This is a genomic window from Pantoea sp. NGS-ED-1003 (genome assembly GCF_000738765.1).
GTDB lineage: Bacteria > Pseudomonadota > Gammaproteobacteria > Enterobacterales > Enterobacteriaceae > Pantoea > Pantoea septica.
The window spans coordinates 61,327-75,727 of the sequence record NZ_JPQA01000004.1 but is presented as its reverse complement, the minus strand read 5'-3'; the positions used below and the strand labels follow the sequence as shown (position 1 = coordinate 75,727).

The 14,401-nt window shown below is 50.2% G+C and carries 18 protein-coding genes; 8 read left to right on the top strand and 10 right to left on the bottom strand.

Features of this window, described 5'->3' with window-relative positions:
* Nucleotides 1–152 precede the first annotated feature (152 nt).
* From JS46_RS23335 to JS46_RS08970, 3 genes are read right to left on the bottom strand one after another with little or no spacing between them, the layout of a single operon-like run.
* Nucleotides 153–1,622 (bottom strand): glucosyltransferase domain-containing protein, encoded by a 1,470-nt coding sequence (locus JS46_RS23335; RefSeq protein WP_072010417.1) that lies wholly within the window; start codon nt 1,620–1,622, stop codon nt 153–155.
* The gene (locus JS46_RS08975; protein ID WP_033749810.1) at nt 1,619–2,545 is read right to left on the bottom strand and encodes a glycosyltransferase family 2 protein; all 927 of its coding nucleotides are present in this window, start codon (nt 2,543–2,545) and stop codon (nt 1,619–1,621) included. Before JS46_RS08975 ends, JS46_RS23335 begins: the two co-directional genes overlap by 4 nt.
* On the bottom strand, nt 2,542–2,901 hold the full coding sequence (locus tag JS46_RS08970) for a GtrA family protein (RefSeq protein ID WP_200879029.1): 360 nt from the start codon (nt 2,899–2,901) through the stop codon (nt 2,542–2,544). Before JS46_RS08970 ends, JS46_RS08975 begins: the two co-directional genes overlap by 4 nt.
* Nucleotides 2,902–3,878: 977 nt before the next feature.
* Here JS46_RS08970 and JS46_RS08960 point away from each other — a divergent pair.
* The 3 genes from JS46_RS08960 to JS46_RS24440 all read left to right on the top strand — a co-directional run bounded on the left by JS46_RS08960 (nt 3,879) and on the right by JS46_RS24440 (nt 5,669).
* Nucleotides 3,879–4,235: a hypothetical protein gene (locus tag JS46_RS08960; protein ID WP_033749806.1), complete on the top strand. Its 357-nt coding sequence runs from the start codon at nt 3,879–3,881 to the stop codon at nt 4,233–4,235.
* A gap of 79 nt (nt 4,236–4,314) precedes the next feature.
* Nucleotides 4,315–4,959: a metal-binding protein ZinT gene (gene zinT, locus JS46_RS08955; RefSeq protein WP_033749805.1), complete on the top strand. Its 645-nt coding sequence runs from the start codon at nt 4,315–4,317 to the stop codon at nt 4,957–4,959.
* A gap of 545 nt (nt 4,960–5,504) precedes the next feature.
* Nucleotides 5,505–5,669: a hypothetical protein gene (locus JS46_RS24440; RefSeq protein WP_200879028.1), complete on the top strand. Its 165-nt coding sequence runs from the start codon at nt 5,505–5,507 to the stop codon at nt 5,667–5,669.
* Nucleotides 5,670–5,980: 311 nt separating this feature from the next.
* Here JS46_RS24440 and JS46_RS08945 read toward each other — a convergent pair whose 3' ends face one another.
* Nucleotides 5,981–6,607: a helix-turn-helix domain-containing protein gene (locus tag JS46_RS08945; protein ID WP_033749802.1), complete on the bottom strand. Its 627-nt coding sequence runs from the start codon at nt 6,605–6,607 to the stop codon at nt 5,981–5,983.
* Between the two features lie 140 nt (nt 6,608–6,747).
* Here JS46_RS08945 and JS46_RS08940 point away from each other — a divergent pair, with 140 nt between their 5' ends.
* The 4 genes from JS46_RS08940 (at nt 6,748) to JS46_RS08925 (ending at nt 8,874) form a co-directional block, all read left to right on the top strand.
* The gene (locus JS46_RS08940; RefSeq protein ID WP_033749800.1) at nt 6,748–7,137 is read left to right on the top strand and encodes a hypothetical protein; all 390 of its coding nucleotides are present in this window, start codon (nt 6,748–6,750) and stop codon (nt 7,135–7,137) included.
* Nucleotides 7,118–7,432, top strand: a complete 315-nt coding sequence (locus tag JS46_RS08935) for a hypothetical protein (RefSeq protein ID WP_033749799.1) — start codon at nt 7,118–7,120, stop codon at nt 7,430–7,432. Before JS46_RS08940 ends, JS46_RS08935 begins: the two co-directional genes overlap by 20 nt.
* An 84-nt stretch (nt 7,433–7,516) precedes the next feature.
* A complete protein-coding gene (locus tag JS46_RS08930; protein ID WP_152560686.1) occupies nt 7,517–8,371 on the top strand; it encodes a hypothetical protein in 855 nt (284 codons plus the stop codon).
* A gap of 236 nt (nt 8,372–8,607) precedes the next feature.
* Nucleotides 8,608–8,874, top strand: a complete 267-nt coding sequence (locus tag JS46_RS08925; RefSeq protein WP_033749795.1) for a hypothetical protein — start codon at nt 8,608–8,610, stop codon at nt 8,872–8,874.
* Nucleotides 8,875–8,898: 24 nt separating this feature from the next.
* On the opposite strand, the gene JS46_RS08920 is transcribed toward JS46_RS08925, so the two are convergent.
* Complete coding sequence (locus tag JS46_RS08920; protein ID WP_033749793.1) at nt 8,899–9,138, bottom strand: DinI-like family protein; 240 nt, start codon at nt 9,136–9,138, stop codon at nt 8,899–8,901.
* A gap of 351 nt (nt 9,139–9,489) precedes the next feature.
* Nucleotides 9,490–9,813, bottom strand: a complete 324-nt coding sequence (locus tag JS46_RS08915) for a DUF6388 family protein (protein ID WP_033749791.1) — start codon at nt 9,811–9,813, stop codon at nt 9,490–9,492.
* 195 nt (nt 9,814–10,008) lie between these two features.
* Here JS46_RS08915 and yedD point away from each other — a divergent pair, with 195 nt between their 5' ends.
* Entirely contained in the window at nt 10,009–10,488 is a 480-nt protein-coding gene (gene yedD, locus JS46_RS08910) for a lipoprotein YedD (protein WP_033749790.1), read from the top strand.
* 49 nt (nt 10,489–10,537) lie between these two features.
* Here the strand turns inward: yedD and amyA are convergent, their stop codons facing one another.
* From amyA to fliD, 4 genes are all read right to left on the bottom strand, one after another.
* Nucleotides 10,538–12,019, bottom strand: coding sequence for an alpha-amylase (amyA, locus tag JS46_RS08905; protein WP_033749788.1), 1,482 nt, complete (start codon nt 12,017–12,019; stop codon nt 10,538–10,540).
* A 100-nt stretch (nt 12,020–12,119) separates the two neighbouring features.
* Nucleotides 12,120–12,488, bottom strand: coding sequence for a flagella biosynthesis regulatory protein FliT (gene fliT, locus JS46_RS08900; RefSeq protein WP_033749786.1), 369 nt, complete (start codon nt 12,486–12,488; stop codon nt 12,120–12,122).
* Nucleotides 12,488–12,898 (bottom strand): flagellar export chaperone FliS, encoded by a 411-nt coding sequence (gene fliS / locus JS46_RS08895; protein ID WP_033749785.1) that lies wholly within the window; start codon nt 12,896–12,898, stop codon nt 12,488–12,490. Before fliS ends, fliT begins: the two co-directional genes overlap by 1 nt.
* Nucleotides 12,899–12,916: 18 nt before the next feature.
* Nucleotides 12,917–14,338 (bottom strand): flagellar filament capping protein FliD, encoded by a 1,422-nt coding sequence (gene fliD / locus JS46_RS08890; RefSeq protein ID WP_033749782.1) that lies wholly within the window; start codon nt 14,336–14,338, stop codon nt 12,917–12,919.
* Nucleotides 14,339–14,401: the final 63 nt, after the last annotated feature.

Genomic DNA, 14,401 nt, shown 5'->3' with positions numbered 1-14,401 from the left:
CCTTTAATAGAATTGCCACGCTTTAATATACCGCAATTATATAACCTTCGAATAATTAAAAAAATAAAAGGTCAGTAGGTTTAGACTGCAAGGAATGTCTATATGTGTTGCTTTTTAAAAAAATAAAGCCACATCCCTGTGACCTTATTATGCTATTTGCTGCAAGTTGACTTGTTAAAATCAATCAAAATAAAATCACCATCTTTAAATAAATAATAATATTTTCTTTTTGCGATTGGAAATGTTTGGCAAGCTAATTCATGAGCGTCTGGACGTTTTATACTGTCATACCAGGACGGGTTCTGAGTCCATCCGGCCTTTCTCATATACATAACAGCCCACCACCCATTATAAAATTCTCCCGGAATAAGCTTAGATAATATGGGAAGTTTTCTTGCGGAATTTTTATAAACCTCAGATGACGGCGCTATACCTTCGAAAGTAAAGTTAAGTGAGTTGTCGCTGTCGTTCTGCGTATCTGCAATAATATTTTGTGTTATGTTATCGAAAATTTTATATTGCTCTTGATAGGCATTCCCATAAGCAAAACTTGTGAGTAATGATGAAATAAAAGGCGCTAAGAATATAAGTGTGAACAATTTTCTCTTTAGAGATAAATATAGTGCAGTTGAGCTGAACACCATGAATCCTGAGAACCCAATCATGGATCTAGGAGAAAGCAATGGTTTATCAAGAACGAGCAGGATACCTGCAGACGCCATCAGGCACAGAAACGGTATTGTCAGAGCAAAAAGATAAATTATTACCTTTGAAATATTTCCCTTAGCTGTTGCTTTAGAGGCAACTTTTAAAGAAGAAACTATAGATATCAATAAAATAATTAAGATGGCCACTTTTCCTAATGGGTGAAAAGTAGTTATAAATTGAGAATATTCACTAATGTTGTCAATTATTGCATTTAAAATATTGTCACTGGCAACTGCGGGATGATAAGAGTTTGCTTCTATTTTAAATATGTATTTGTTTGCTAAAGAAAAGGTTAATATTGCAAGTAATAACTCAATAACAGATAATGAAATTCTTTTTATTATTTCGTGTGAGTCGCTCCCTGAATTGCATTTTATGAGGAATCTCATTGCAAGCATGCAAAGTATTACATTGAATGAGGTTTGATATAAAAATAAAACAGCAATTGAACATGTAAAACCCCATAAAAATGAGTATTTGATTTTTTTGGGTTCATAACAGTAAGCTAACGCTACTGCTAATGACAGCAAAAAAATCAACGAATCAAATCTATATGATAATGGTTCTAAAATGAAAGGGTTAGATAAGATAGAAAGGAATATAGGTATCGCACACCATGATGCCTGACTGTCTATTGTTTTTATAAAATACTTTGCACTTATAGAAAGTATTATTAATCCTATAATTAATGGAAGTGGGAAAATGTCATACATTTTGGAACTTTGCATTAATATAACCATTACCGCTTCTGCTAAAGGCCTTCCGTCCACACTATTCCAATGCGTATATCCTAATAGTGCTCTGCCATAATCGTCATAATAATAAATATCTGATAATATTATTGGTGTTATAAAAAGTAAGCCTGTTATAATGAATGGTGCGAGAAGATTGCATTCTTTTTTAAATTCTATCATTGCTTTTTTACTCCATTTTTTATGATAAAGCGTGGTCTTTTTTTGGATTCAATATAAATTCTTCCAATGTATTCCCCCAATACGCCAATGCCTATTAGCTGTACTCCACCTAGGAATAAAATTGAAACTAAAATAGATGGGTATCCACGAACAGGATTACCAAAAAATAAAGTGTCGAGTATCATCCACATACCATAAATGAAAGACATCGATGCTACAGCTAGCCCTATGTATGTCCACACGCGTAATGGAAAAGTCGAGAAGCTAGTTATTCCTTCTAGAGCAAGATTCCATAATTTCCAGCCGTTGAATTTAGAGGATCCGGCTGATCGTTCAGCTCTAATATATTCAACAACTTCTGTCTTACCTCCTACCCATGATAACAACCCCTTCATAAATAGATTGCGTTCTGGTAGAAGTTTTATATTTTCAACCACTTCTCTTGACATTAGCCTAAAGTCGCCAACGTTTTCCTCTATCTTAGGTTTACTTATCATATTGTGCAGCTTATAAAACAACTCAGCACTTTTGCGTTTGATATGGCTGTCTGATGAACGGTCAATACGTTTTGCTAAAACCACATCAGCACCTTGCTTCCATTTCTCTATCATCAGCGGAATAACATTTATTGGATCCTGGAGGTCTACATCGATTGGGATGATAACGTCACCCGTTGCTGCTTCAAGCCCAGCAAATAAGGCTGGTTCTTTGCCAAAGTTTCGAGTGAATGAAATGTTTTTTATGAGTTTATCATGGTTGGCAAAAAGCCGAATGACGGCTTCAGTGCTATCAGTACTTCCGTCATTAATAAAGACTATTTCAACTTCATACTCTGAAAAGGCAGGAAATCCACGAACCTCCTGATGAAAAAGTGGTATAGATTCTTCTTCATTAAAAACTGGAACTATAAGTGATATTTTCATTTCCGCTCCTTGAAAACCACAAATTTTGAGTAGATGAAGCCACAGACCAAGCTTATCGCCGAGAAAATAATAAGTGTTGCAATAGGATTGACATGGGTTCGATCTGCATACCAACCTACAGCTGAAGCCATGCCTCCCATGAAAAAGAGATAAAGCAGATAACGGATGGTTGTTGCTTCAGCGCTAAAGGTCCACTTCGCGTTAGCAAAGAAGGAAAACGTAACCGCGAAACAGAATGCGGCAAAGTTTGATAGTGATTGCGTCTGGCCTTCTGTATACAGGACAGTGAAAACCATCCAATGAATGAGCGTATTGATTACGCCCACAGAGGCATATCGTGCGAATATCTTGAGCATTAGGATTATCCCCATGTACAGAAGGTGCAAATCTTGTCACCAGATTGACCGTAAGGCAAGAATGCGTAGAGAAGCAAAATGAGTCCAAGTGAGACTGCTATAAAGCAGTGATACAGGACGTTGAATCAGGTAGTTTACATGGCGGTTAAGTGAAATTTAACCCCTTATGTATGCCTTATCAAAATATTACCTTTTAATGCCATATCCCTTACAGGAATGAGCTGCAGCAGTAAGCCAAAAATCACAAATTTTGCTGTTTTTATATACATAAGTTAACGCATTGTCTTTAAGTGGTTGAAATTTATGCATTTTATATAGATTTTAAATTTACTACGGTATCTCACCGAACAGGCATGGTTATCCTGGAATCACCTCGGTAAATGCACGCTTCACCTTGAGTATTTGCTCAAAAATGAGCTGGTAACTTAGAGGATTTAGATATTGCTCAGTGAGAGAATTAACGAAGGAGATGATAACAACTATAGGCTTGGTGCTGTGGATAAGGATATTTTATATATCACATATCAATGACTGAGTAGAGATTTAACTATCAAGCGCCTTAAGGCATGGTAAGCATCCCACAAGATGCAACGCTGAAGTGTTTAAGCAGGACGATTATCCGGTAGTGAGTTATCTACAGGCTTACGAGCCTATAATGCGTGCTAGCGGAATTATTGATAGGTAAGGAAGGTAAGAAATCATAATAGAGAATAAAATCATCACTACGATGATGTTGAGTGCTGTCTGGCCCCTGAACTCTCGAAGATATATATCCTCTGGCTCCTCTGCACACCCGAACCACAAAAACATACCGCAAAGCATCGTTTATTCATCCGATTGATGAAATTTTTCTTAAGGTATGATTCTGATCAACCTTCAAGCCATTGCATCACCCTGTGCCTCAAATATTGCCAGGTAAAATGAATAATATACAGGCTTACCCTTCAAACAAACAGCACGGCATAACCGACACCACAATGAAAATACTCATAATCGCAGCCGTGCTGCTGCTCACCGCCTGCGCAACCAAGCAGTACCCTCAGGCTTCCGCGGTAACGGATGAGGAAGCGGTATCGCTAAACTGCCATGCACTGGAACAGGAAATCGTCAAAACGCGCCATATCCAGCAGGAGATCACCGAGACCGGCAGCTTTGACTATCGCACCGTACTGGGCTTTATGGGCGATCTCGGCATCGGCAACGGTCTCGCTCGCCACAACGCCAGCGAAAAAGCCAAATCACGCCTGGCCGAGCTACAGGCGCTGCGCGATGTGAAATGCGTGACGGCAACAGATTCAAAATCAGAGGCGAAAAAACTTTTCCACGCGAGCTAGCGAGAGGGTGCACACAAAGCTTGTTTTTAGAAATGTTATATCATAACATTTTACACTCTTTCACTGATGGAGGGTAAATATGTTGGTAAGCAAAGGAAAAGTCATTGCATTGGGTCTGCTGCTTGGCGGGCAGGCTATGGCGCATGGTCACCACGCGCACGGTCCAGCGCTGTCGCAAATGGAGCAAAAAGCGGCCGAAGGGGTGTTCGATAACAAAGATGTTAAAGATCGCCCGCTGTCAGACTGGGATGGCGTATGGGAGTCCGTCTATCCGCTGCTGGAGCAGGGAAAACTGGATGCGGTCTTCGCGCAGAAAGCGCAAAAGGACGGGCATAAAACCCCAGAACAGATCAAAGCCTATTACCGCAAAGGCTACGCCACGGAAATCGAGCGGCTGGACATTGAAGATGGCGTAATCGAATTTCACCGCGGCGACAGCGTCGCCTCCTGCCGCTACAGCTATGCCGGGCATAAAATCCTGACCTATGCCTCCGGGAAAAAAGGTGTTCGTTATCTGTTTGAATGTCACGACAGGAACAGCCATGCGCCAAAATATGTGCAGTTTAGCGATCATATTATCGCACCGCGCAGGTCAAGCCATTTTCACCTTTTTAGCGGAAATATCTCTCAGCAGGCGCTGCTTGAAGAGATGGATAACTGGCCCACTTATTATCCCTGGCAATTAACACAGGAACAGGTGGTTGATGAAATGCTGCATCATTAATATTACTGAAATTGGGTAAATATATTTTAGTCAGGCGTATTTCCTGAAAAACGATATATTATTCAGACGGTATGAGAAATCTTGTCGACGACGGTTTTCAACCAGCAGCCTCGCCGCAGGCCTTGCTGCATCGGCTCTTGCGCTGAAGAATCTCCCAGGCACAAGGGTCGCATCAGAGAAGGTCACCATTATAATATTACCTGAGCGTGACCATTCTCTTACTGAATTAGATATATTCCAGCGACAATCGCGCTGACAGAGATAATATGTAACAGTTCAGTCATGAGTTTTTCCTCCAGTGCAGTCTCTTATTTCATTGAAGAAGCTATAAAGCGATCCGTCAATAAACAGAATTAAATTTATCTGCGCTAACGACGGCGTTTTTGCGTAAAACTACATGGAACACAGCCTGTCCAATAAGCCAAACGGCAACGGCGTAATGTTTGATCTTTTACGCTTCGTTCACGTTTCAGTAAGGGAGGGCGCATATTAAATAGTCACAGCACTAAACTAAATATACCCAATAGGGGTAACTGGAGGTGCGTATGTCAGAACGTCCCGATGATATCGATCCCATTCCCGGCGGCGGCCAGCTCCCAGGCGGCGTAGAAGAGATACCCGGCGGAGAGGGGGATGAGATGCCAGAAGATGATGAGTATGTAGAAGATGACGTTGCGGATGAAGATGAGGATGAAAATCTGAATCCCTGAATGTGAAAGCCGTCTGCGGGCGGCTTTATTCATTAAAGCGCGCAAAAAATTGCCCGCACAGGTCAGCGGGCAAGTCCAGTCAGGCAGAACTCTCGATTGCATTACGTAAAGGGTATGCGCATGGCGCCAGATTATCTTCTCACCGGCGCTACGATAAAGAAACGCAGCAGCACGCATTCGTCACAGGAAATTCTTATGGGCAAAAAAAAGCCCGCTCAAGGCGGGTGAAATCGTTACATGGAATTATCCACATGCTTAACAGGACTCTGCTTCGCGGCGAAAGTTCGAGCGAAGCGGAAGATTTTTGCGGCTTACTGCGCCGTATCGCGATAACGTCGCCACTCTACCAGCGTTCCCAGCACAGACAGCGCCTGTTCCGATGAACGCAACAGCGGGTAATCTTCGTTCAGCGGCGCCAGCTCAAAGCTGTTGTGGCTGCGCGCGCGATATTTGCGTAGCACATACTCGTTCTCTCCAGTAAGCGCCAGCACCAGGTCCCCAGGCTGGGGCGGTAATTCAGGATCGATAAGCAGCAGATCGCCACGCAGGCACTGCGGCGCCAGCGCGTTGTCCCATAGGGTCAATGCAAAGCTGGTGGCAGAGTAGCTGCGATCGGTAGGGATCCGCCTGAGGATCTCTACCTGCGTCGCCTCCGCCAGCCAGTCGCCAATCTGTTCTCTCTCCAGATAAGGCAGGCCGGTTTGCGCCTGCATTTGTACAGTAAACACCGGTCCATCCCCGTCTACCAGCCATGCTGGCGCGCAGCCCAGCACCTCCGCGAGTCGCAGCAGGTTTTCTCCGCGCGGCAATGTTTCCTCTTTTTCCCACTGAGATATCGCCACATGGGAAACCGAGATTTTTTCTGCAACAGCTTTTTGCGTCAAATTCAGTGCCTTACGGCGGAAGCGAATACGATCGCCCGTAGTTTCTTTTTCCATCTTCTTGACATCTCCTGAGAGCCAGACTTAAGTATACTTAAGCTGTGAATTTAAGCAATCTTAAGTTTCGGCGAGGGAGGCGCTTTGCGTTTTACGCCTGACGTCAGCAGCCGTTACCCATCGAGGTACAGAGGTGAGGCATGGAAAGTAGTCTGATAACCAGTGTTGGCGCGTTAGTTCTTGGGGGCGGAGCGGCCGCGCTTTTCTGGAAGCCGCTTATTGCAGGCATTGCTTCTATTGTCACCAGCAATCGTGCCGGTGGAGAAATCATTACCAGCTACAAGGAGCAGGTCTTACTGCTGAAGGAGAGCAATGCGCTGCTCCGTCAGGAGAACGACGATTTACGTATACGTCATGATGCCAATCTACGGCGAATATCTACCCTGGAGACCGATCTGCGCTTAATTAAAAACGCGCTCGGCATTCTGGTGGTCATGACTGACGCCGATCAAAACAGCAAGTTTCGTAATGAAATCGACAGGCTAATTTCCACCCTGGAGGAGCATAGCGATGGCAGAGATACACAGTGAAATAAGACCGACGACCCACAAGCGCAAAGTTTTGCTCGGCGTGCTGATGCTGGGCATGTCGTTGATATGCATTGTGATGACCATCCTGTTTTTATATGTCAGCAGCACGGCCAATCAGCGCGTCGAGGATATTCGGCGCGAAGCACGCGAGTCCGCCGCGCGACGTGAAGCCAAGGTGGATGAGCTGTCGAAGCAGGTGTCCGTGCTTCAGAACAAGCTGGATACGCTGCCCGATCAGACGGTCGACAAGGTGAAGCGGGTCGTCATACAGGATGAAAATGCTACGAAGCCTTAACAGGAGAGTCTAATGCGAATTTTTAACCTGATTGGTGAAGGCTTTCACGCCCTCCGATCGTTCATTATCACTAAGGAGTCTGCCATGACCGATACCAGCATCATTAACTCAACCACGCCAGCAAGCGATGCCGAGCTGCCGCAGTTTGCCATAGCGGATGCCAATGTGCCGACCGATCCGCAACTGCAGCGTTTATCTTCTCCCTCAACGGTGGCGCCAGCCACCTCTGAAGAGACGCCGGGCGAAACCCACGTTGCGCCTGATGCGACGGCGCAGCACACGCCGTCGCCGTCGGCAGAGCAGAGCGCTGCGCCGGACGCTTCAGTCTCACAGGCTGCGGATCAGGCCGCTGTGCCCGACGCTGCCGCCGCACAGCCTGCTGATCAGGCAGCTGTGCCCGACGCTGCCGCCGCACAGCCTGTGGATCAGGCCGCTGCGCCGGACGCTTCAGCCTCACAGCCTGCGGATCAGGCCGTTGCGCCCGACGCTGTCGCCGCTCAGTCTGTGGATCAGGCTGCAACGCCCGATGCTACTGCCGTACAGCCTGTGGATCAGTCCGCGACGCCTGATGCAGCAGCGCCCCAGCCCGCAGAGCAGAGCGCGCCCTCGGACGCGGCCGCTCAACCCGCCGATCAGGGCACTGCGGCAGGCGCTGCCGCCGATGCGCAACCCCAGGCGCAGACACCCGTGGCGGATGCCGCTGCCCAGCAGGCCAGCGCGCAGGCTGTTAACGCTGCTGTTCAGGAAACGGCGCCCGTAGCCGATTCCGGTAGTGCGGCGCCATCGTCCGCTCAGCCCGCCGGGAATGAGGAGCAGAGCGACTTCAGCGCAGGGGTAAAAGATTTCGGCGCCGCTTTTGATTTCGTACAGCAAGGGATTGAGCACCTGGGTACGGCGGCCCGTAAGGAGCTGTTTGAACTGGCGCGTAAATATCTCTAATGACTGAGCGCATAAGGCACTAAAAGGGGACAACGCGTCCCCTGTTTTTTGATGAAGAGGGCGCTTCTGGCGGTGTAGCGTAAACGCTGGGCTAAAGAAGAGAAGGCGTAGAAGCCAGAGAACGAGAGGGTCAGGCGCCACTTCCGAATATTCTTAAGGCGGCTTCGTTATATTCCACTACCTTTAATCATTCACGCGAGATATTTATTGGTTAAAACAGCAAAAGGAAAAACAGCATGAGTGATTCAGTGGAAACGAAAAGCAAAACTGACTACCTGCGCGATGTGACCTCGCAGCTGAAAGAGATGCGCCACTATGCGCAAACCAATACCGAAACGCTCTCCAGCCACTGGCTCGCGTTCGATGCCGGCGAATATAAAGATCCCGAGTTTGCCGGACGTATCGATGCGCTGCTAAACAAACAGGGCACGCTGCTGGATGATTTAGACGCCGCGATTCAGGATATCGAAATCGCTATCAACCACAGCGAGCAGGAGAAGTAATCCTGCTCAGTCGGTGGTCGGCGCTTAGTCGGCCACCAGCCACATTTCCGCCTCGTCAAACATCTCTTCGACAATGCGCGCCACCGTAGCCTTATCGTTCTTGCTCAAATCGGTTTCGATGGCGTTGCGCTCCATCGGCTTTACGCGCACCTCAATCTCCGGGAAGACGCGCTGAACGCGCTTTTCCAGCTCCCGTAAAATCATCTCGCGCGCGCCCGGCAGGCCGGCTACGTTACGCTTATCGTAAATCAATTCCACAAACATACTGGTATTCCATACAGGGAAGAAATTCGCTGGCACATCATACTGTAAATCCAACCAGTGACAAGCCTCTCAGGCGCATTGAGCGCTTTTTTTTCGGCGTAATACGCAAATTCGTCTCAGATAACAAAAGCGGGAAGATCAAAGGGGAGCAAGAAGGCGAAGAGAGCGAGAAAAAAATCAAACCTCTGGAGGTGGAAATCCAGCAACACCTCCAGAGGCGGTGCAAGCGCACCATTCGTTCAAGGACAATCACGACCGAAGTCGTCCAGTAAAGTTATACAAGTTTTATCTTCTTGTACAATTTAATCCTGATTTATTTTACTGGTTGGAGGTGTTGCCGCGATCGGCCGCTTAAAGCTCGTTTTTGATGCAGAACTCTTCCCAGGTCATTCCCAGCGATTCAGCATGCGATTTAAGATAATTTTCAATGGCTTCGGCGGCCACCGCTTTATCCGGCTCGGCAAGCTGGATAGAGAAGATCATGCCGTCGAGATTTTTCTGGCGCAGGAAAGCGGCGTAAATACGTTCCGCATGCCATTCGCGCAGCTGGCGCAGCGACATATTGGCATGGCGCGCGTCGCTCTCCGTCAGTTCATCGAGCGCGGCCTGAAAATCGGCATGAGCGGTAAAAAACATCTCGCGCGCCTGCGCGTAGTAGGCTTCTGGCGTTTTCATAAAGTTTCCTGAAAGATTAATTGCGGTGCAGCGCGCCAGTGTAACTCACCCTCCAGCCCTTGTCAGGACGCCGTTAAACGGGAGGGCAGCGCAAAAAAAGTGGCCGCGCGAGGCGAAGCAGGGCGTAGATAGCTTGCGGAAAGCAGGCGAAAAATTATAACTTAGCCGCCATTGAAGCGATCTCAGGGATTAATGATGAAAAAGTGGATGCTGACGACGGCCGCGCTGGCGCTGGCCGGCTGTGCGCAAATCAACAGCTATCAGGATGCGGTGCAGACGCCGGCGCCCGCCAGCCTGCAGGGCACCTGGCAAACGGTCGGCCCGCAGAGCGGGTTGCGCAGCGATCGCGCGCTGGGCAGTCTGATCGTTAATGCGGACGGCAGTACGCTTGACTGCCGCCAGTGGATGCGCGTCATCGCCAAGCCAGGCAAGCTGACGCTGCTCAGCGGCGATTACGTTAACGTCAATCGCCAGTCGCGCGTCATGCCTTTAGAACTGAATGGCGGCGAGCTGCGCTATGACGGACTGACGCTGCGTAAGGTCGAGCGACCGACGGTAGAGTGCCAGCAGGCGCTGGATGAAGTGGCGAAACAGCCGAACGCGGCCGTTATCCAGAATATCGAACCGGAAATCATGAAGTCCGCCATCACTCAGGCGAACGAAAACAAGCAATAATCTCGCCGCGCCTTATTCCGTCAGCTGCGATGGCATAAGGCGCGTCATGTTACTCCGCCAGCACCCAGACGCTGACGCTGCCGCCGTTGCAGCGCACCACAACCGTGCCCTGTTCATCAGCGGTGAGGATTTCGTCGCGATGACCTAAATAGTCGCGCCACGCTTTACCGGCAAAGCCGTCGCCCATCGCCACGCTTTTCTCGCCTTCTTCGCCGTTCGACATAATGACGATGCAGCCCGGCTGCTCAGCGGTGCCGCTGCGGCTGAACGCTACGCAGTTAGGATGATCGAAATAGTCCGTTTGCGCGCCCCAGCCGTAAGCCTGGCGAGCGCGGATCAGCGCTTCCAGCTCCGGAATGACGGGCATTTCGACGCGGTGGGTTTCGCCGTCGCCGCCTTCATCTTCGTAGCTGGCACCGAACAGGTCGGGATAAAACACCGTCGGCACCCCTTGCTCGCGCAGCAGGATCAGCGCGTAGGCGAGCGGCTTGAACCAGGCTTCGACCGGTGCCTCCAGCGACTGCAGCGGCTGCGTGTCGTGGTTGGCGACGATGGTGACCGCATGCCAGGGATCGGCCTGCACCAACGAATTGGCGAAGATCTGGCTGAGATCGTAGTCGCTGCCCTGAGTGGAAGCCTGATGAAAATTCATATGCAGCGGCGCGTCGAACAGCAGAGTTTTGCCTTCGACCTGCTGGATATACTCCAGCAGCTTATCGGTCTCGAACGACCAGTACTCGGCGACGATAAACATCGGCTCTTCGGCGACCTCCTGAACGTGATCGATCCACTCTTTGTAGAACCAGGCGGGAATATGCTTGACCGCATCAAGGCGGAATCCGGTGCAGGGCAGCTGTTCCCTGACCCAGCGCGCCCAGTATTTCAGCTCTTCGCGCACGGCGTTGTTGCGGAAGTCGATATTGGCGCCCATCAGATAGTCAAAATTGCCCAGCTCGCTGTCGACCTGATCGTTCCAGCCGTCGGCAGTGTAGTCGTTAACGATCTTGAAGACGCCATTTTCATCCGGGTTTTCGATATGGTCGACGCCGCTAAAGCATTTGTAGTCCCAGACGAATCTGGAATATTCGCCCGCGCGCGTTGGAAAGTTAAAGCGCGTCCAGGCTTCGCATTCGATGACCTCGTCGCTGATTTCGTCGCGGTTGTCGGGGTTAACACGGTTAACGCGCACGCGCTCTTTTTTGTCGGCGCCCATCTTATGGTTCACTACCACATCCAGCAGCACGCCGAGGTTGTGGGCGCGCAATGCCTCCACAGCCGCCTGCAGCTGTTGCTTGTCGCCATATTTGGTGGCGACGCTGCCTTTTTGATCGAATTCGCCCAGGTCGAAGAGATCGTAGCTGTCATATCCCACGGAATAGCCGCCTGCTTCGCCTTTATAGGCAGGCGGAAGCCAGGTCATCGTTATGCCGATCTCGCTCAGCCAAGCCGCTTTTTCAGCAACTTCAGGCCAGAGCTGGCCGCCATCCGGGTAATACCAGTGAAAAAATTGCAATAACGTCGGGTTGTGCATCTGCTGCGCTCCAGCGGGAAGGAAAAGCAAGTATGGAGCACGGCGAAAAAAAGACGCACCGGCAGAACAAATCTTTTGTTCTTCGCGGTGCGTTTCAGAATCAGGAGAGGGACTGGTTTTCCATCGGCACCATCACGCTGCCCTGTTTGCCGTAGGCGCTGAGCACCGATTTCTGACGGGTGTTCTGGTTAACCAGGGTGGAAAGCTCGTTCATGCGTTCCTGCAGCAGGCGCTTCACTTCACCTTCGTTATCAAGAATATGGCGCAGTACCGGACGCAGCTGCTCCTGCGCCTGCACGGAAGGCGAGGCGGCTTCGGTCGATCGCGCCAGCCGTTGCACCGCGCTGACGTAATCAACTTCCTTTTTGATCAAATCATCCCATTCGCCCTCGGCCGCAAAACGCAGCATTTGCTGGCTGAGATCGAGTAACTGCTGGTAAATGGTAATCAGTTGCGGTGCTAGTATCATTAAACGGCGTCCTGAATCAGAGGTTGAGGCTGGGCGATTTCTTTCCATGCGTCAGCGATATTGCGCAGAAGCGCTTCGACCTCGACAATGGCCTCCACGTCGTTGCGTAAGTTCGCCTGCAGGAGTCGCCGCACCATGTAGGCGTAAAGCGAAATCAAGTTGGTGGTGAGCTCGTCGCCGCTCTCTTCTGCGAGACCCTGCTTAAGCCCGTTTTCAATAATGTTAATGGCCTTCGAAAGGGAAAGACCTTTTCCCTCAATGTTGCCGTCCTGCATAAACAGGCGGGCGCGCACCAGCGCGCTCAGCGCGCCGTCGAACAGCATATTGACCAGCTGATGCGGATTCGCGCTCATGACGGCGCTTTCGACGCCGATTTTTGCATAGGCCTGAATGCCGTTTGCGGTGTACATGATCACTCCTTATAAAAATCAGCTTTTGGAGCTGGAGTTCGAGGTGTCGAACTGCTGCGTCAGATAGCTGCTGGTCTGGTTAAGCGAACTCATCACCACGTCGAGCTGCGTAAACTGGGCTTTCAGACGCGTAATCGTGTCGTTGATACGATCGTTGACTGAGTTGTACTGGACGGTCAGGGCGTTAAGCGTCTTGCTGACGCCGTCGGTGGCGGACTGCACGATGCCGGTGCTGGAGAGCCAGCTGGTCAGGTTGCTGGAGACGGTGGTGGCGATGCCAGTGGTTTTGCCGTCGCCGATAATCATCTCTTTCACGTCCGACATATTGTTTTTCAGGCTCTTGCTCAGCTTGTCAGAGTCGACTTCCAACTGCCCGGTGGTCGGGTTGGAGGTCACGCCGATCTGCGCCATGGTTTTGAACGTCGAGGAGCTGGCGGCATTGGTCAGCAGGCTCTTCAGCTGGTTCTGGATGGTACGCAAGGTGCTGTCGCCCAACAGCGCGCCGTTGCTGCTGTCCTGCGAATCAGTGCCCACATCCACCGCGGTATATTTGGTCAGGCTGGAAAAGGTGTCCTGCAGGGTGTTGTAGGCGGAGACCCAGCCGGTGATAGCGGCGTTGGCTTTGGTGGTATCGGAGGCGATCGTCAGCGTCTGGTTGCCGCTGGTGACGTCGCTGAGATTCAGCGTAATGCCTTCCAGCGCGTCGCTGATGGTGTTGCTGCTGCTCTCGATGGCGACGTTATTGACCGTCAGCTTCGCATTCTGCGCCTTGACGCTTTCGGTCATCCCGTTACTGGTGGCGCTGGCGTCGTAGCCGACGATGCCCGCAAGCGTATCGTCGCCGGTCACCTTAATCGAGCTGACGGCTTTGCCTGAACCGCTCTCATTCGCGCTGACGGAAAGGCGGTAGCTGCCATCTCCAACCTTGATAATGCTGGCGGTAACGCCCGCGCTGGCGCCGTTGATGGCGTCGCGCATGCCGGTCAGCGAGGTCTGCGCGCTGGTCAGCGTAATGTCTTTGCTGGAGCCGTCCGCCAGCGCGATGCTCAGCGTGCGGCTGCTGGCCGAGCTGTCGCCCAGCGCGGCGGTGTTGCTGCTCTGTGCCGCTGAGGTCAGGGTTTGCGCCTGGGCCAGCTGCGTCACGCTAATGGTGTACTTGCCTGCCGCGACGGAACTGCCGGAGGTGGTAGCGCTAAAGGCGCTTGAGCTGCTGGTCGCGGTCGTGGCGCTAAACAGGCTGGCGTTATTCAGTGTGGTGTTCGCCGTCTGAAAGGTGGTCAGCGCGCTTTTCAGCGTCGCGTAGGCGCTCAGTTTAGCGGTATAGGAGGACTGCTGTTTAGAAATCGGAGTCAGCGCGGCTTTTTCCGCCGTCTGCATACTGTCTAAGATATCGCTTAAGTTAAGGCCTGAACCGACACCCAGGTTAGTGATACTTGCCATGTTTGTTTCCTTATCATGTCGACACGGAGAGTGAATACCGGGGTTATCGGCTGCGAATAAGGA